At 51.7% G+C, this 18,226-nt stretch carries 17 protein-coding genes; 3 read left to right on the top strand and 14 right to left on the bottom strand.

The window, feature by feature from the left end; translation table 11 throughout:
- Positions 1-35: 35 nt before the first annotated feature.
- The 12 genes from ubiD to proC form a co-directional block, all read right to left on the bottom strand.
- A complete protein-coding gene (gene ubiD, locus ACG1BZ_RS01180; protein WP_413664063.1) occupies positions 36-1,502 on the bottom strand; it encodes a 4-hydroxy-3-polyprenylbenzoate decarboxylase in 1,467 nt (488 codons plus the stop codon).
- 156 nt (positions 1,503-1,658) lie between these two features.
- Positions 1,659-1,928, bottom strand: coding sequence for an RNA recognition motif domain-containing protein (locus ACG1BZ_RS01175; RefSeq protein ID WP_020413665.1), 270 nt, complete (start codon positions 1,926-1,928; stop codon positions 1,659-1,661).
- A 275-nt stretch (positions 1,929-2,203) separates the two neighbouring features.
- Positions 2,204-3,463 (bottom strand): transcription termination factor Rho, encoded by a 1,260-nt coding sequence (gene rho, locus ACG1BZ_RS01170; protein ID WP_108731406.1) that lies wholly within the window; start codon positions 3,461-3,463, stop codon positions 2,204-2,206.
- Positions 3,464-3,828: 365 nt separating this feature from the next.
- Positions 3,829-4,158, bottom strand: a complete 330-nt coding sequence (gene trxA, locus ACG1BZ_RS01165) for a thioredoxin TrxA (protein ID WP_282930316.1) — start codon at positions 4,156-4,158, stop codon at positions 3,829-3,831.
- 147 nt (positions 4,159-4,305) lie between these two features.
- Positions 4,306-5,520, bottom strand: coding sequence for a radical SAM family heme chaperone HemW (gene hemW, locus ACG1BZ_RS01160; protein ID WP_413664062.1), 1,215 nt, complete (start codon positions 5,518-5,520; stop codon positions 4,306-4,308).
- On the bottom strand, positions 5,513-6,130 hold the full coding sequence (gene rdgB / locus ACG1BZ_RS01155) for an RdgB/HAM1 family non-canonical purine NTP pyrophosphatase (protein ID WP_413664061.1): 618 nt from the start codon (positions 6,128-6,130) through the stop codon (positions 5,513-5,515). The genes hemW and rdgB overlap by 8 nt, the downstream gene beginning before the upstream one ends.
- 92 nt (positions 6,131-6,222) lie before the next feature.
- Positions 6,223-6,672: a DUF4426 domain-containing protein gene (locus ACG1BZ_RS01150; RefSeq protein WP_413664060.1), complete on the bottom strand. Its 450-nt coding sequence runs from the start codon at positions 6,670-6,672 to the stop codon at positions 6,223-6,225.
- A gap of 140 nt (positions 6,673-6,812) precedes the next feature.
- The gene (metW, locus tag ACG1BZ_RS01145) at positions 6,813-7,403 is read right to left on the bottom strand and encodes a methionine biosynthesis protein MetW (RefSeq protein WP_413664059.1); all 591 of its coding nucleotides are present in this window, start codon (positions 7,401-7,403) and stop codon (positions 6,813-6,815) included.
- Positions 7,403-8,587, bottom strand: a complete 1,185-nt coding sequence (gene metX, locus ACG1BZ_RS01140; RefSeq protein WP_413665826.1) for a homoserine O-succinyltransferase MetX — start codon at positions 8,585-8,587, stop codon at positions 7,403-7,405. Before metX ends, metW begins: the two co-directional genes overlap by 1 nt.
- A gap of 137 nt (positions 8,588-8,724) precedes the next feature.
- Positions 8,725-10,692 (bottom strand): dynamin family protein, encoded by a 1,968-nt coding sequence (locus ACG1BZ_RS01135; protein WP_413664058.1) that lies wholly within the window; start codon positions 10,690-10,692, stop codon positions 8,725-8,727.
- Positions 10,693-10,924: 232 nt separating this feature from the next.
- Positions 10,925-11,533, bottom strand: a complete 609-nt coding sequence (locus tag ACG1BZ_RS01130; protein WP_413664057.1) for a YggT family protein — start codon at positions 11,531-11,533, stop codon at positions 10,925-10,927.
- A gap of 67 nt (positions 11,534-11,600) precedes the next feature.
- Positions 11,601-12,434 carry a pyrroline-5-carboxylate reductase gene (gene proC / locus ACG1BZ_RS01125; protein WP_413664056.1) on the bottom strand — a complete coding sequence of 278 codons (834 nt, stop codon included), beginning with the start codon at positions 12,432-12,434 and terminating at the stop codon, positions 11,601-11,603.
- A gap of 126 nt (positions 12,435-12,560) precedes the next feature.
- Between proC and ACG1BZ_RS01120 the strand changes: the two genes are divergently transcribed.
- Positions 12,561-14,576 (top strand): prolyl oligopeptidase family serine peptidase, encoded by a 2,016-nt coding sequence (locus ACG1BZ_RS01120; protein WP_413664055.1) that lies wholly within the window; start codon positions 12,561-12,563, stop codon positions 14,574-14,576.
- An 80-nt stretch (positions 14,577-14,656) separates the two neighbouring features.
- Here the strand turns inward: ACG1BZ_RS01120 and ACG1BZ_RS01115 are convergent, their stop codons facing one another.
- Together ACG1BZ_RS01115 and ACG1BZ_RS01110 are read right to left on the bottom strand one after the other, a co-directional pair.
- On the bottom strand, positions 14,657-14,944 hold the full coding sequence (locus ACG1BZ_RS01115; RefSeq protein ID WP_413664054.1) for a hypothetical protein: 288 nt from the start codon (positions 14,942-14,944) through the stop codon (positions 14,657-14,659).
- A gap of 38 nt (positions 14,945-14,982) precedes the next feature.
- Positions 14,983-15,687, bottom strand: a complete 705-nt coding sequence (locus tag ACG1BZ_RS01110) for a YggS family pyridoxal phosphate-dependent enzyme (RefSeq protein WP_413664053.1) — start codon at positions 15,685-15,687, stop codon at positions 14,983-14,985.
- A gap of 69 nt (positions 15,688-15,756) precedes the next feature.
- Between ACG1BZ_RS01110 and ACG1BZ_RS01105 the strand changes: the two genes are divergently transcribed.
- Positions 15,757-16,791, top strand: coding sequence for a type IV pilus twitching motility protein PilT (locus ACG1BZ_RS01105; protein WP_108731395.1), 1,035 nt, complete (start codon positions 15,757-15,759; stop codon positions 16,789-16,791).
- 60 nt (positions 16,792-16,851) lie between these two features.
- The gene (locus tag ACG1BZ_RS01100) at positions 16,852-18,003 is read left to right on the top strand and encodes a PilT/PilU family type 4a pilus ATPase (RefSeq protein WP_108731394.1); all 1,152 of its coding nucleotides are present in this window, start codon (positions 16,852-16,854) and stop codon (positions 18,001-18,003) included.
- Positions 18,004-18,226 lie beyond the last annotated feature (223 nt).

The following is an 18,226-nucleotide window of genomic DNA, read 5'->3' as shown; positions in this document are numbered from 1 at the left end:
ATTCGGACGGGAGTACTGAGAATATAACGCCGTGCTTATTCGAGACCCAATTTAGACCATATTTCATCAATCTTTTTAACCACATTCGGGTCGCGCTCAATAGGTACACCCCACTCACGACTAGTTTCACCTTCCCATTTATTTGTCGCATCAAAACCTATTTTTGAGCCTAAACCAGAGACCGGAGAAGCAAAATCCAAATAATCAATCGGAGTATTTTCTACCATCACCGTATCCCGCGCCGGGTCCATACGCGTGGTCATCGCCCAGATTACATCTTTCCAATCCCTGGCATTGACGTCTTCGTCAGCGACAATAACAAACTTGGTGTACATAAACTGACGCAGGAAAGACCAGACACCCATCATTACCCGCTTGGCATGACCCGCATACTGCTTCTTCATAGTGACCACAGCGAGACGGTAAGAGCATCCCTCCGGCGGCAAATAGAAGTCGACAATTTCAGGAAATTGCTTTTGTAGGATTGGCACAAAAACCTCGTTTAAAGCCTCGCCTAAAATCGCAGGTTCATCCGGTGGGCGCCCGGTATAGGTGCTGTGGTAAATGGGGTTTTTACGGTGCGTAACCTTCTCTACCGTAAACACAGGGAAGCTGTCCACTTCGTTATAGTAACCGGTGTGGTCCCCATAGGGACCCTCATCAGCCATATCATTGGGATAGATAAACCCTTCCAGAACATATTCGGCACTGGCAGGCACCTGAAGATCACTGAGTAAGGCATCGGTCACTTCTGTCTTATCCCCCCGCAGCAGGCCGGCAAAGGCATACTCAGACAAAGTATCCGGCACTGGGGTAACGGCCCCCAGAATTGTGGCGGGATCGGCACCCAGGGCAACAGCTACCGGATAGGGTTCACCGGGATGCTTCTTGCACCAGTCCCGATAATCCAGCGCCCCCCCGCGATGACTGAGCCAACGCATAATTAGGCGGTTCTTTCCGATTAATTGCATCCGGTATATGCCCAGATTTTGCCGTTTCTTCTCAGGCCCTCGGGTAATTACTAAGGGCCAAGTGACCAGCGGAGCGGCATCTCCCGGCCAGCAGGTTTGGATTGGCAGCTGATGCAGATCAACCTGATCCCTCTCAAGGACTATCTGTTGGCAAACTGCACCCTTTACGACTTTTGGCCCCATATTCAGGACCTGCTTAAAGACCGGCAACTTCTCCCAGGCATCGCGGAGATTTTCCGGTGGCTGCGGCTCCTTGAGAAAAGCCAGCAGTTCTCCCACTTCACGCAGTTCGGCAACACTCTCTCTTCCCATCCCCAGGGCGACTCGCTCTGGTGTTCCGAAAAGATTGGCAAGAACTGGGGTCTCAAAGCCTACCGGGTTCTCAAACAACAATGCAGGCCCCTCAGCTCGCAATACGCGATCGGAAATTTCTGTCATTTCCAAAATGGGGTCAACAGGGTGCTTGATTCGTTTTAGTAGGCCGCGCTTTTCCAGCAACTTAATAAAGTCGCGTAGATCTTTATATTTCATGGGCTAACAAGGCGTGACTATAAACCAGAGCGCAGTGTAAAACAGAAGGCGCAGGATGGGTAACAACACACCAATTGGAATGAAGAGAGAGGCGGGAGGGAGTCGCGGCTCGCAAGCCTAGGCTGCGAGCCGCGGAAATAATAAGCTTTTTACAGCTTAGAAGCGGGGGCGACGCGGACGATCTTCGCGAGGCTTAGCTTCGTTAACGCGGATGTTACGGCCAGACAGCGGTTGGTCGTTCATCTCTTCGATAGCTTTGCGCGCTTCATCGTCGTTAGGCATTTCTACGAAACCGAAGCCTTTAGAGCGGCCAGTCTCACGGTCGGTGATAACAGTAGCCCGAGAGATCTCTCCGAATGCACCAAAAGCTTCGTGCAGGTCGTCAGAGGTTACCGCGTAGGCCAGATTTCCAATATAGATATTCACAAAAGGTTCTCACTAGGTGTGTGGGCTGTCGTGCAGTCACAAATGGATAACCAGCTCCACCAGATTAACCATTTGAGATTGGCCCTTTGCGGAGAAATAAACCCCTGGGCCAATTCAGTAAGGCGCGTTGCCTAAAATCCATATCAAGCGCCACAATGTGGAACTTTATATGCCTAATGGCTCGCCTTTTCAACAGTAATAGACGCAATTAATCGTCTTATTCTGCTCCTAATAAATAAAGAGCGCCTTTTTAGGCGCTACTTTATATACAAAAATTATTTCCGTTTCATGGATAGGAAGAATTCGTCATTTGTCTTGAAATCTTTCAATTTATCCACTAGGAATTCAGTCGATGCAACATCTTCCATATCGTGTAACAGCTTACGCAAAATCCACACTCGCTGCAGCTCGCCCTCAGGCATTAACAGCTCTTCCCGGCGAGTGCCGGATCTGCGCACATTAATGGCTGGATATACGCGTTTTTCAGCAATTTTGCGATCCAGCTGCAATTCCATATTACCGGTACCTTTAAATTCCTCGAAAATCACTTCGTCCATTTTCGAGCCGGTATCGATAAGTGCAGTAGCAATAATAGACAGACTTCCGCCTTCTTCAATATTTCGCGCTGCCCCAAAGAAGCGCTTCGGGCGCTCTAAGGCGTGAGCATCAACACCACCGGTTAATACTTTACCGGAGCTAGGAACTGTTGTGTTGTAAGCGCGAGCCAGGCGGGTGATAGAGTCGAGCAAGATAACCACATCTTTCTTGTGCTCAACCAGGCGCTTGGCTTTTTCAATTACCATTTCCGCAACTTGTACGTGACGTGCCGGCGGCTCATCAAAAGTAGAGGCAACAACTTCACCGCGCACGGAGCGCTGCATTTCTGTCACTTCCTCAGGACGCTCGTCAATCAGCAGTACGATCAAATGGCACTCTGGATTATTGCGCGTAATGGCCTGTGCCATATTTTGCAACATAATCGTTTTACCGGCCTTCGGCGGCGCAACAATCAAGCCGCGCTGGCCTTTCCCGATTGGAGCTACAAGATCAATAATACGACCAATCAGGTCTTCGGAGGAGCCGTTTCCGCACTCGAGGGTGAGGCGATCGTTGGGGAATAGAGGAGTGAGGTTTTCGAAAAGAATTTTGTTACGTGCGTTTTCCGGTTTGTCAAAATTAATTTCGTTAACTTTTAATAAGGCAAAATATCTTTCGCCTTCTTTCGGTGGGCGAATCTTTCCGGAAATTGAGTCACCCGTACGTAAATTAAATCGGCGAATCTGACTTGGAGATACATATATATCATCCGGTCCCGCAAGATAAGAGGAGTCAGCAGAACGCAAAAATCCAAAACCATCTTGAAGGATTTCTAATACGCCGTCGCCATAAATATCTTCACCGCTTTTGGCGTGGCGCTTGAGGATATTGAAAATAATATCCTGCTTGCGCGAACGGGCCAGGTTTTCAAGGCCCATGCCTTTGGCTATTTCAATCAACTCTTCAATGGGTTTGGTTTTTAATTCGGAGAGATTCATACCAATTGCTTATTAATGTTTCTGTTGTCATATGGCGCGGACACGCCTGAAATTTTGAGGAGGGGTTTGATATTAGAGATTAGCTCGTTTATTTACCCGATACACCTAGGTACCTTTTCCTACCAAGACCACAGTACTCAGTAAACTTTTGCTCTCCATAATCAATTTATGGAGCATTATCAGAACAAGTTCAACTCGAGGAGTATACGCGCCGGGGATGGTCAGGGACCCTGTGGAGGGGCGTTTTGTCAGCTCGTCTCATTTAATTCAAGACCGCTGAACTATTTCAGAATTACAGCCAGTATAACGGGTGTTTCCAATCCTGCAAAGAAATTTACCCCCTTTGCAGGATGGAAACGACAGTCTTACAGCTGACCGTCGATAAACTCAGTCAGCTGTGCGCGGGACAGTGCGCCGACTTTAGTGCCTTCGACATTGCCGCCTTTGAACAGCAGCAGCGTGGGGATACCACGGACATTGTATTTGGCCGGGCTCTCTTTATTCGCATCAACGTCTACTTTTACGATCTTCAACTTATCGCCGTAGTGGCCTGCCAGGTCTTCCAGCACTGGAGCGATCATCTTGCACGGACCGCACCACTGTGCCCAAAAATCTACCAACACCGGGCCTTCAGCTTTGAGAACTTCTGCTTCGAATTCAGCGTCAGATACGTTGACGATTGAGTGCTCGCTCATATTGCATTCCTGTTCTTTAGTTACTCGATGCGTGGGCACCGCCAACGCATCTTCTCACGGTCACAGCGGTGGTTATACAGCTGCGATGCACCATTGCCCTCAAAATTGGGGCGCAAAATGGGATTTCAAGTCTTTCCTTCCACAGACTTACGCCTGCTCCAGGAAGCGCTGCAAAATCTCATCGATATAGTCAAAGCCAAAAGCCGTGGCAGCAATCCGCTTATCCAGACGCTCTACAAGCTCCATTGCCATCAGGGTAGGCCATTGTTTTTGCAGCTCGGACATCGGCAATCCGGTGTAGCGGGTGAAAGTATCACTGGGAACACCATCCGCCAGGCGAAGGGCATTCATAAGAAACTCCAGTGGCAAATCCTCATTCTCAACCCTGTCAGTATGGGGTTCAGACAAGGCACTATGCAGCAGCTCGGGATGTTGCCTGGCGATAGACAAGTAGTCCCTCGGAGTGCGTGTGCGACGACTGCGCAGAATTTGCCCAGTTTCAGCTAGGGTTACCTTGCCATGAGCACCGGCACCAATCCCCAGATAATCTCCGAATGACCAATAATTAATATTATGGCGGGATTCAAGTTCGGGTTTGCTATAAGCCGACACCTCGTAACGACAATAGCCCTCGGACGCCAGTAGTTCGCGTCCGCTGCCCTGCATACTGGCGATCAGCTGGGAGCCGGGGGTGACTGGTGGCGCACTGTAGAATGCAGTATTTGGCTCAATCGTTAATTGGTACCAGGAAATATGCTCTGGAGCCAAGGAAATTGCTCGGCGCAAATCGGCAAGGGCTTCCACCTCGGTCTGATTGGGCAATCCGTGCATCAGGTCGAGGTTAATATTGTCAAAGCCCGCGCGACGCGCCATTGCCAGGGCACCTTCGGCCTCTTCTCCGCTGTGAATACGTCCCAACTGTTGTAGCTGATTGGAATCGAAGCTTTGCACTCCAATAGAAAGACGATTAACTCCAGCAGATCGATAGCCAGTGAACTTGGCTTGTTCAAAAGTGCCGGGGTTGGCCTCCAGGGTTATCTCGACCCCCTCAGCAAAACCCACCACCTGCTCAGCAGTCTCCAGGATCTGCCCAATTGCTTGGGGGGAGAACAGGCTCGGCGTACCACCACCAAAAAAGATGGACTGCAATTTTCGCCCCTGCACCCAGGGCAACTGGCTGATCAGATCCAGGCGCAACTGCGCCACATACTCGGATTCCGGTAGGGCGTAGTCCGAATTAGCCCGGTCTCTATCAGCCTGGTGGGAGTTGAAATCACAGTAGGGACATTTGCGCACACACCAGGGGATATGGATATACAGGCTTAGTGGTGGCAGCTGTAATTCAGCAATCTGATCAGGCAAGGTCGGCACCCTGCATATTTTGCTGCCATAAAAGCTCAAATTGAGACATAGCCTGGGCCCTGTGGCTCAGTCGATTCTTCAAGTCTCTCGGCAGTTCAGCGGAGGTCATTCCCTCAGATTCAACAAAGAACAGCGGGTCATAACCAAAACCCTGCTCTCCCGCCGGCTCCCGCAAAATTGTCCCGCTCCACTTTGCACTAGATACCAAAGGCACCGGGTCGTCCCATTGCCGCACAAAAGCCAGCGCGCAGTGGAAACTGGCAGTGCGATGCTTAGATTCAACATCAACCATGGCCTCCAATAACTTCGCATTGTTTTTTTCATCAGTCGCCCTGGCACCTGAGTAGCGTGCAGAGTAAATTCCCGGCGCACCACTCAATGCATCTACCGACAGCCCGGAGTCATCGGCTAATGCCGGCAGGCCACTGATACGGCTGGCGTGGCGGGCCTTAATCAAAGCATTCTCAATAAAGCTCAATCCGGTCTCATCAGCGTCACTTACCCCAAAGTCAGACTGAGGAAGAACCTGTATATCCCATGAGGCGAACAGCTGTGAAAATTCGCGAAGTTTGCCGGCATTACCGCTGGCAAGAACAATTTTATTTACCATATTGCTTCAAACAAAAAGCGGGCCTCGGCCCGCGGTGAATCTTAAAGAAGGGGTTTCGACCAGCTCTCAGCCAGCGGAACCTTGGCAGATGTCTATCGGTTCAATCTGCGACGGAAAGTGATCGTCTCACTTTTACCATTGGGCAGCTTGATATCTACGTTAAAGGTAAGGGTCTCCTCATCCTCAAAGCGCAGGGGTGCGAGATAGTAAACAGCATCCCCTTCCCGAATTTCTTTGAACTTAAGTGGTCTTGACTGCTGGATCAGGTTGGTAGCTGTGCCAGACATCTCAGCGCTGAGGCCATGGGTTCCGCCCTCTTTCTTGACGACAGAGACATTTACATACGCCCGATCTTTTGCTCGAGCCAACTGGTACTGACGGGCGATATCCGGCTGGATAAAATCGCTATTGAACACTGAATAGACTACTCGATAGTCGCCAAAATCAGCATAGTTCTTAATCGTACGCGCTTCTTGCGCGGCAGCGCCGACAGATAAAAATAGCAAGGCCACAGAAGCAGCCAGGGTAAGGATGCGTTTCACGCTCCACCTCCAGTTGTTATAGGCGCCACCTCTCCCGGTAGGTTTGGTGGTCAATTCCAGTCAGGCCCCCTCAGGAGTGCCTCTCTCGATCTATTTATCGCGCCAAAGTCCTCCACAAAAGAGCTGGCGCAAATCTTAGTTTAGCGAGTTAGATGATAGATGGCTGTCTCACCAAACAAATTTGGTAAAAAGTCTTTGAATGCCCGTCCAACCGTGGACTCAGAAACCACTTGCCGATGCAGAATCGCCCAGCCATTTTCTCGGCATAACACCTCAAAGTCTGTAAAAGTACAAAAGTGAATATTGGGAGTGTCATACCATTCGTATGGCAATAAGTCGGATACTGGCATGCGCCCGGAGAATGCGAGGTGCCAGCGGGCCTTCCACTGCCCAAAATTGGGAAACGTAATAATGCAATCCCGCCCAACCCGAAGCATTTCCTCTACCACTAAATGAGGCTGACTCAAGGTTTGCAGTGCCTGGGTCATCACCACAGCATCAAAGCTACCATCAGCAAAATTTCCCAGCCCTGTATTCAGATTTTGCTCGACAACATTGACCCCACGGGCCACACATCGCTCTATTTGCTCGGGATCAATCTCCAGGCCATAGCCTTTCACATTTTTATTTCTCCCCAGCTGATCGAGCAGTGCACCATCGCCACAGCCGAGGTCGAGAACCCGGCTGTTGGGAGCGATCCATTCCTGGATCACATCCAAATCTATCCGCATCAGTACACCTCCTCAGCAATTTCTGCCGCAACTCTCTGCATATAGGCACGAAATACACCTTCATAACGACCATTGGGCAGCAGGAAGGCATCGTGTCCCATTGCTGACTCTACTTCGGCATAGCTGACTGGAATATCCGCGTGCATCAGGGCATCGGCGATTTCCCTCGAGCGCTCCGGCGCAAAGCGCCAATCAGAAGTAAATGACACCAATAAAAACCGGCACTTGGCATGGGAGAAGGCCTCTACCGGGTCATCCCCGTATTCTCGAGCTAAGTCGAAGAAATCCAGCGCTCGAGTCATCAGAATGTAAGTATTGGGATCGAAGGTGGTGGAAAAACTGGCTCCCTGGTAGCGCAGATAACTTTGTATCTGAAACTCCACTTCTTCATCCGATCCTTGTTGAAAGCTGCCACTGCGCAATTCTCGACCAAACTTGCGCCCCAACCCATCGTCAGACAGATAAGTGATGTGCCCGATCATACGCGCAACGGCCAGGCCTCTACGGGGTAACTTATCCTGTTGGAGGTAGTGCCCATCACAAAAGTCTGGATCGGATGTTATCGCTTGGCGTGCGGTCTCATTAAACGCGATATTCTGTGCAGATAACTTCATGGCAGAGGCAATCACCACACAATTACGCAGGCGCTCAGGGTATTCCAGTGACCAGCGCATCGCCTGCATTCCACCGAGACTGCCGCCAACAACCGCCGCCCATTGTCGAATACCTAGCATATCCGCCAGACGCGCTTGACTGTGGACCCAGTCGCGGACACGCAGTGATGGAAAATCCGGCCCCCAGGTAGTGCCGGTATCCGGGTTGATGGATACGGGGCCGGTAGATCCGTGGCAACCGCCGAGATTATTAACGGACACCACAAAGAAATGATTAGTATCTATCGGCTTACCCGGACCGATATAGTGGTCCCACCACCCCGGACGCTTATCATCGATACTGTGTCGCCCCGCAGCGTGATGATGCCCAGACAGAGCATGACAGATCAGAACTGCGTTAGTCTTTTCCCTATTGAGTTCACCGTAAGTCTCATAAACCAGAGTGTAATTTTTCAGTACTCGACCACAGGCCAATTCCAGCGGTTCACTAAAGTGATGGCTTTTAGGCTCAACAAGGCCCACGGAGCCTGGGTCACCGGTAGTTGCGGTTTGGGCTTCCGCAGAAGCGATAGGATTTTCCGTTGACAAGGCACTGTATCTGTCAGGTTGATAGGTGCTGCCTGGCAAATTGCCGAAGCAGTCAGTGAATAAGATCACTGCAACTTATAACAAATGCCAGTCAGAACCAATATCAATTAGCACCCAATTCAGGTGGTATGGGAGGCCTTCAAGGGGGTTACATTGTGCGCGCGCGGCGCCGGCGCAACCGGCTGTGGTGCAGAGCTGTTGTGCCGCAGTAAATCCTCTAACGCCACCAGCGCCTTATCATTGCGCTGAACCTCATCCTCGAGAGTTCGAAGATCCGTGCGACGACTGCGAGTTTTCTGTTTCAACTCGGTAAGCTTAATCAAATGGCGATTGAGTAATTGTTTCTGATACTGCGCATGCTGTTTAAGAGGCTCAAGAGCCTGCTCTAACCAATTTTCCGCTTTGTTACCCATATCGTCGTAAAGCCGACCCACTTCACTGGCAAGCGTGGTAATAAAGCGCTCGCTGAGACGGCTGCGGCGCGCCAATAACAGCTGCGGGGATCGCCTCAGCTGAGCGGCCTGGCGATGCAGTCCACGCAACGCGAAGCGAAATTTGCGGATAGTAAAATACTGCTCGGCATCATCCACTTTCTTTAAGCTGGAGCGCTCAAAGACAGCGTCGAGCAAGCGATTAGCCTGATCCACTTCCCGCTCGAGGTTAGACATCTGATGGTCTACCCCTTCCATAAAAGTATCGATAGCCCTGGCCATGCCCATGGGCGTCCAACGGCGATTGAGAGTAGCCAGGGTATCGTCAATCAGCGCCTGCAACTGCTGTCTGGATATCGGCGCCAACAAAGAAGTGCTTTGTCGTGTAAGCATTCTCTGGCTGGATTTGAGCGTCAGCAATTCCTGATGACAAATCTTATGCTGCTCGCGCACGGTCGTCTGCAACTGTTCCAACTCTGCCAATTGCTCTGAGGTGTTGCCACTATTGCGCTGCAGGTGAGCCAACGCTGCCCGGCCACTATTCAAACGACGCTTGAGTAGATCGCGGGTATCAGCCATCAGAGTGAGAGCTTGATGCAGTGAGCGGTGCTCGGCCATTTTATGCCGGTGCTCCAACAGGCGCTGAACCAGCATCCTTTCAAACTCACCGAAGCGGCTGCTTCGCACCAAATCCGCATCCCGCTGCTGGCGCCCCAACAGAGCCATTTTTGCAGAGACTCCGGCAACACTTTCCTGAGGCAGAGACAAGAGGCCGGCCACTTCACTGCGCATGCGTCGCAGCAGCAGCTCAGCATCCTCCTCCGGATCATCCCAAAGCACATCCATCTTGTTGAGCAGGGCCATCACGGATGTTCCGCGATGCTCTTGCAGTGGCGCCAGGTGAGTTTCCCACATGCTCATATCGGTACCACTTACCCCAGCATCGGCAGCCAGCAGAAAGGCAACCGCCTGGGCCCCAGGCAGTGTACTCAATGTGAGCTCCGGCTCATTGCCGAGGGCGTTCAGTCCCGGGGTATCAATAATACGCAACCCCTGATCCAGCAATGGGTGCGGCAGACAAATCAAAGCAAAACGCCAGGCGGGGATCTCAACTAGATTCCCTTTGCCATCCAAGTGGCGCCGATCGAAGCCATAGCGAGCGGCTTCTTCCGGCATTACTGACTTGGTCGAGGCAACCTTCAATAAAGTCTCTCGGGTCGCCTCGGGATCATTGGCATCAAACTCGTGAGTTACCCACTTTTGCGGAATTCGACGGAAGCTCTCCAGGCTGGTATTCGTCGCCAGGGTCTCAATCGGAAGCAGCCGCAAACTGGCGCGCTCGCCGCCATCACTGAAAATTTCCGTGGGACACATAGTGGTGCGCCCCGGTCTTGAGGGCAGTAGACGCTGTCCGTAAGTTTGCGACAACAGGGCATTGAGCAGTTCAGTTTTCCCCCGTGAAAACTCCCCAACTAAAACCAGGGTGAACTGATCATCTGCAAGTAGGGCGCGGGCCTGCTGTACAACCTGGCAGGCACCAGCGGAATTAGAGAAGTGCTGTTCAAGCCATTGGCTGAAGTGGGCAAACTGGCGATCGAGATTCTTTTTCCAACGGTCGTAGTCAGAAATATGCTGGCGTAAAAGTGCGTCTTCCATTTCACGGTGTTCTTGTTATTGAGACCCGGAACTACCGGCCCCTACTAAGACAAGAGAAAGAGCCGTCAGTCAATAGTATAAGAGTCTAACACCGCGCCAAATACGATCTAGTGCGCACAGGTGAAGAAATGTTCAGCCGGTCACAATTTAAGAAACCTTCGAACAACTGCGCAAGCCCCAGAGGGCGGGGCTTGAAAGATGCAGGGGATATTTTGGGGTGATCAGAGTCCGGTTAAAAGCCGGGGATATGCCAAAACAGGCTGTACACGAAAGCCGGCATGTTGGCCATTTGGGCAAAACCAATAAGCAGCCTGTTAATCACAGTGAGCAGGATAAAGACAAAAATCGGGCTGATATCAATCACCCCCAACGGGGGAATCAAGCGTCGCACAGGTCCGCAAAATGGCTCCAGGAGTTGGTGCAGTAAAATTAGAATTGGATGGCCGCTATTCGGCGCAATCCAGCTGGCAACGATGGAGACCAATAAGCCGACAAACACCATCGCTATCACAGTGGAGACACAGCCGATCAACGACCACAGCAGGGCACTGAGGGGGTTAACCAGGCCGTAACCTGCGATCATGGCGCAAGCCATAATCATCGCCCAACCGACTATCAACGCCAGTACTACTGAGGCCATATCGACGCCAAAAAGTCCTGGCACCACTTTGCGCAGCGGCAGCAGCAAAGGGTTGGTAACCTTCACAACGCCCTGAGATATGGGGTTGTAAAAATCCGCACGGCCCAACTGCAATAGGAAACGCAATAACACGGCGAAAAGGAACAAAATGCCCAGTATGCCCACGACATAAACGCCGATATCGCTGAAGGTATTGACCATGGATAAACCCTAAACAAAAAGATTTTCAGCAGCCACCGCTGCACCTACCCAATTGGACCGGAACCTGTTACCGATCCAATTCCTTTGCCATTTCTGTCGCCCGCTCCTCGCAATCGCGCATGGCATCGGCCACTAACTGCGGCAACCCACCCTTCTCGAACCGTTGAACAGCGCGCTCAGTGGTTCCACCTGGTGACATCACATTGCGCTTCAACTGGGCGACGTCAACATCGCTGGCGACCGCCAGTTTGGCGGCGCCCAGGGCAGTTTGCAACACAAGGCGCTCCGCATCTGCACGGGCAAGGCCACCGGCGGAAGCCGCATCAATCATGGCCTCCATAAACTGGAAAAAGTAAGCCGGCGCCGATCCCGCTACCGCAATCACCTGATCGATGCCGCGCTCTTCCTCAACCCAGTATGAGATGCCTACCGCATCGACGATGCGCCCGGCGAGTTCCTTCTGTTCGCCCGTAACCTTGCTATCGGCATAAAGACCGGTAACTCCGGTTTGCACCAGGGCCGGGGTATTAGGCATAGCCCTGACAATAGGGAGGTGCATTCCCATCCAACGGTGGTAAGCCGCGAGCGGAATTCCCGCAGCAAAAGTGATAATCAAGGGCGAGCGATCCACCAAATGGGGTTTCAGTCCCTCACAAAGTTCTCGCATAACCTGCGGTTTCACCGACAGCACAATTACATCGGCATCGACAATAGCGGCAACATTATCGTCACTAATAGCTACCCCGTGGCTCTCGGCAAAAGCATTGAGCTTGTCCCGATCACGGCCTGTAGCAGTGATCCGGTCCGCCGGATAACCGGAGGCCACCAAACCACCGATCACTGCCCCCGCCATATTGCCGGCACCACCAATAAAAACCATCTTAGGGTTCGCTGTACTCACTCATATCACCTTGGGCGGTTACAAAAATTTTGTCGCTTTTCCCCGTTCGGGGCATTCCGCTAATATGTGGCCGCCAGATTCAAATAACAAGAGAGCCATACCAAGTGGCTCCTAACGGAGGACAGTATGCAAAAAGGATGGCGTTCACTGCTTATAGCGACACTGATCACTGCGACCAGTGCAGCTGGTGCAGTAGAAACTCGCACGCTAAATAACGGCCAATTGGTACTCGAAGATGTGCCAAACATTCCCCAAACTATCATCAATGAGCTCAATCGTTATCAAAACGTACGCTCAGCTAGCTTCCGGGGCTGGGACATTGACGGTAACGGTATCTATGTCAGTACCCGCTTCGGCGAAGTTTCTCAATTACACAAAGTAGAGAATGCGGGTGGCGCTCGCCGACAACTAACTTTTTTCGAAGAGCCGATAGGCGGTATGTCTACCCGCCCGGAGCACCGCCAGCTGGCATTCACCATGGATGCCGGTGGCAATGAATACGCCCAGATTTTCCTGTTTGATACAGAAAACGGCACTAGCGAGATGATTACCGATGGTGAATCTCGCAATGGCAGTATTCTCTGGAATAAGCAGGGCTCAGCTATCGCTTACCAGAGTACTCGCCGAGATGGCAGGGCCAATGATATATGGCTAACCACTTTCGACGGTGACAAAAAAGAAGACCGCTTGATCCTTAAGTCTGAGGATGGCAGTTGGTGGGGGCCCAGTGATTTCTCACAATCCGGCAGCCAAATTTTGGTCATGCAATATATCTCCTCCACTCGATCCAATGTCCATTTGCTGGATCTCGACAGCGGCGAAGTCTCACTACTCGCCGGCACGAGCGATGAAGAGGCTGATTCCCGCAATTTCCCAGCGGGTTTCAGTTATGACAATCACTCGGTTTATATCATCTCTGACAAAGGGCGCGAATTTACCCAACTGATCCGCAAAGACCTGGAGAGTGGCAGTGAAAAGATAATTACCTCCGATATCCCCTGGGATATCAGCAGCTTTATCCTAAGTAAAGACGGTCGCCGCGGCGCTTTTGTCGCCAACGAAAATGGTATGTCCACCCTCTATCTATACGATCCACGCAATGACCGCTACCGCAAGGTCGACTCGCTGCCGATCGGTCTTATCGGCGGAATAGAATTTAACCCCGAAGGTGATAAGCTGGCCCTAACCCTAAACACACCTAAAACTCCCTCCGATTCCTTTGTCATGGACCTTGGCCGCCGCCCGCTATCCAGTGGTGACCTTACCCGATGGACATTTAGTGAAGTCGGTGGTCTCGACAGCGAAAGCTTTGTCGAACCCGAACTGGTGCACTATCCGACTTTCGACGAGGTGGATGGAAAGCCGCGTGAAATTCCCGCATTCGTCTATAAGCCGCGTAATGCCAAAGGCCCTGTACCTGTGGTTATTTCAATCCACGGTGGCCCTGAAGGACAGTACCGTCCCATGTTTTCCAGCACATACCAGCTGTGGCTAGAAAAACTTGGCGTTGCTGTAATTGCTCCAAATGTACGCGGGTCCGCTGGTTATGGTAAGAGCTACCTAGCCATGGATAACGGCTACAAGCGAGAGGACTCAGTTAGGGATATCGGCGCTCTTCTGGATTGGATTGCTACCCAGCCTGATCTGGATCCGGAACGCGTTGCTGTGTTTGGCGGCAGCTACGGTGGTTACATGGTGCTGGCCAGTAGTGTTTACTACTCCGATCGTTTAAAAGCAGCAGTGGATATCGTAGGCATCTCTAACTTTGTCACCTTCCTCACCAATACCAAGAGCTATCGTCGCGACCTTCGTCGAGTCGAATACGGTGATGAGCGGGATCCGCAGATGCGCGCCTTCCTCGAAAAAATCAGCCCCAACAACAATGTGGACAAGATCCAGGTGCCAATGTTTGTAGTGCAGGGACAAAATGACCCTCGGGTACCTGTCACCGAGGCTGAGCAAATCGTGGCTGCACTTCGTGAGAATGGCAATCAAGTCTGGTATATGAACGCACTCAATGAAGGGCACGGCTATCGCAAGAAAGAGAACAGTGATGCCTTTACCCAGGCAACAGCGCTCTTCTTTGCCGAACACCTACTGAATGAAGATCAAAAAAAGCAGCTCAGTTTGAATGAACAATAATTATTTGTTCCCAGAAAAAGAAAACGGCCTTTAGGGCCGTTTTCTTTTTAGAACTTAACTATGTAAAGAGCCCCTGATGATTAACTAAACAAAAAAGGAAATGTTTCCACAATCGCAATCAAGTTCAAAACAATCGCCAATATCCAAAGCCAATAGCGGCTCTTATCTCCGAATATCCCAATAACTGCCGAATTCAAAAAACCGGTCACCAATGAGATTTTGGGAGAAACAAATGCAATCAGGCAGATAAAAGCCAACCACTCAAGCGCCACCCAAGTCACCAGTACACTATTCGTTACAGACAGAGATAGCACCGCGCTCACTGATAAAAGCAGCAGCAATACATCTACAGTCCCAGATTTTGTCATCCCGTATCCCAAAAAAATCTACTTGCGTACTAATTCTGTCATGCAGAATAGTTTCGTGCCCCAAAAATATCTGTGCCGATACGCACAATAGTGGCGCCGCAGGCAATAGCAGCCTCCATATCTTTAGACATCCCCATGGATAGAGTATCGAAGGTCTGCTCAGGAAATTCTTCGCGAAGACTTTGCAGCAACCCTGCCAACTGGATAAATGGTTTTTCCTGCTCAAATACATTGTCACGAGCAGCGGGAATCGCCATCAAGCCACGCAGGCATAGCCCCGGCAATGTCATCACTTCACGCGCCAGAGCCACCAAATCCTGTGGAGCTATGCCAGACTTGCTCTGCTCGCCATCGATATTCACCTGCAAGCAGATATTGAGTGGTGCCATATTACTGGGACGCTGTGCCGACAGACGTTGGGCGATTTTTAAGCGATCCACCGTGTGCATCCATTGGAATCGCTCTGCCACAGCGCGGCTTTTGTTCGATTGAAGCGGCCCAATAAAATGCCAGTGAATATCCAGGTCGGACAGGGCATCCTGTTTTTGCAGGGCTTCCTGTAAATAATTTTCGCCAAAGTGATGCTGGCCAGCTGCAAAAGCAATCCGCAGGTCTTCCGCCGGTCGTGTTTTGGAAACCGCCAACAGGGTAATTTCTGCAGGGTTGCGATCGCAGTTGTTGCAGCATGTCACAATCCGCTCACCTACTGCATTCAGGTTTTCGACGATTGTCTCTTTGCGCATATACTGATGCCCTTACCGATTTGAGCGGCGATTTTACCTGAGCCCAAACAAGAACCATAAGGTAGCAGTATGGATATCACTGAACTCCTCGCCTTTAGCGCCAAGCAAAACGCCTCGGACTTACACCTCTCGGCGGGCCTGCCGCCGATGATCCGTGTCGACGGCGACGTGCGCCGTATCAACCTGCCCTCAATGGAGCACAAGCAGGTACACGGCCTGATCTACGAGATCATGAACGATAAGCAGCGCAAGGATTACGAAGAACTACTGGAAACAGACTTCTCTTTTGAAGTCCCCGGTGTCGCCCGCTTTCGTGTAAACGCCTTTAACCACAACCGAGGTGCCGGCGCCGTATTCCGGACCATTCCCTCCAAGGTTCTCACTATGGAAGACCTGGGAATGGGTCAGGTGTTTAAACAGATCTCAGATACTCCCCGTGGCTTGGTACTGGTGACCGGGCCCACGGGTTCCGGTAAGTCCACCACCCTGGCGGCGATGATGGACTACATCAACGACAATAAATACGAGCATATCCTCACCATCGAGGACCCGATCGAATTTGTGCACGAATCCAAGAAGTGCCTGGTGAACCAGCGTGAGGTGCACCGGGATACCCACGGCTTTGCCGAAGCGCTGCGCTCTGCACTGCGTGAAGACCCGGATATCATTCTCGTGGGTGAGATGCGGGACCTGGAGACCATTCGCCTGGCGCTGACTGCGGCAGAGACCGGTCACTTGGTATTCGGCACCCTGCACACCACTTCCGCCGCCAAAACCATTGACCGTGTGGTAGATGTATTCCCGGCGCAGGAGAAAGCCATGGTGCGTTCAATGCTGTCGGAATCCCTGCAGGCCGTTATCTCCCAGACGCTAATGAAGAAAAACGGCGGTGGCCGGGTCGCTGCCCACGAAATTATGCGCGGTACCCCAGCCATCCGTAACCTGATCCGCGAAGACAAAATCGCGCAGATGTACTCGGCCATCCAGACCGGAGCCAGCGTCGGCATGCAGACCATGGACCAATGCCTGGAAGACCTGGTGGCACGCCGCATCATCAGCCGCGAAGTGGCTCGCGAAAAAGCCAAGATGCCGGAGAACTTCTAAACGGCCAAAACCCGCCCCCAATCTGGGGAAGAAAAGTCGAGATAAAACGCGGTAATCACCATGGATATTGAAAGACTTCTACAACTGGTTGTAGAGAAGGGCGCTTCGGATTTATTTATCACGGCGGGCGTCCCGCCCTCCATCAAACTGCACGGCCGAGTTGTGCCCTGTAGCAGCACCGCGCTCACGCCAGAGAAAGCGCGCGAGCTGGTGGTGGGAACCATGAACGAGAAACAGCGGCGCGAGTTTGCCGAGCAAAAGGAATTGAACTTCGCGATTGCAGTGCGCAACGTGGGGCGTTTCCGGGTATCGGCCTTCTTCCAGCGCAATCTGGTGGGTATGGTGCTGCGTCGCATCGAAACCAAAATCCCCACTATCGATGGACTCGGACTACCCGACGTACTCAAAGACCTGGCCATGACCAAACGCGGGCTGATCATTTTTGTGGGCGCCACCGGTACCGGTAAGTCCACATCCCTCGCCTCCATGATCGGCCACCGCAATGAGAACACCAAGGGCCATATCATCACCATTGAGGACCCGATCGAATTTATCCACCAGCATCGCGGCTGTATTGTGACCCAGCGCGAAGTGGGCCTGGATACCGAGTCTTTCGATGTAGCCCTGAAAAACACTCTGCGTCAGGCACCAGATGTTATTCTGATCGGTGAGGTGCGCTCCCGCGAAACCATGGACCACGCCATCGCTTTCGCCGAGACCGGCCATTTGTGTCTGTGTACCCTCCACGCCAACAATGCTAACCAGGCCCTCGATCGGATCATTCACTTCTTCCCGGCAGACCGCCACAAACAGTTGTTTATGGACCTGTCCCTCAATCTGAAGGCGATGGTGGCCCAGCAGCTGGTACCGACCCCCGATGGCGATGGCCGCCGTGCCTGCCTTGAGATCATGATCAATACCCCGCTGATGTCGGACCTGATCCGCAAAGGCGAAGTGGATAAGATCAAGGAGTTGATGAAGCGCTCTGGTGAGCAGGGAATGCAGACCTTCGACCAGGCACTCTACGAGCTCTACGATGGGGGAGAAATTACCTATGAGGATGCCCTCTCCCACGCCGACTCCGCCAACGATTTGCGCCTGATGATTAAGCTCAAATCCGAATCCGATGCCGAGTACTTAAATAGTGCCGCTGGCGAGTTGAGTCTACAAAATGATTCAGAGTACGGAGACGGTGGTCCTCAGCTCTACTAGCCCCCGATCCAGCCAGATCAAAACCGTTTACAGACATATCAAAGGTCCCCAGCCTGTAAACGGTTTTCACCCGGTATAATCCGCTGCGGATATTTCCGCAATGCAAAAGCTGATCCCGCCCGATATTGAATGATATCGCAGGCTCTTTTCTGCAGCATTTTTATTGAAAGAAAATAGCCTTTCAATAAGTCTCTATTTTCCTGCGCAATATCCCGTTAAAAGA

The sequence above is a fragment of the Microbulbifer sp. CNSA002 genome, from assembly GCF_047324085.1.
Classification (GTDB): Bacteria; Pseudomonadota; Gammaproteobacteria; order Pseudomonadales; family Cellvibrionaceae; genus Microbulbifer.
Note: the sequence above shows the minus strand (reverse complement) of the source record. Positions and strands in the feature narration are given on the sequence as shown.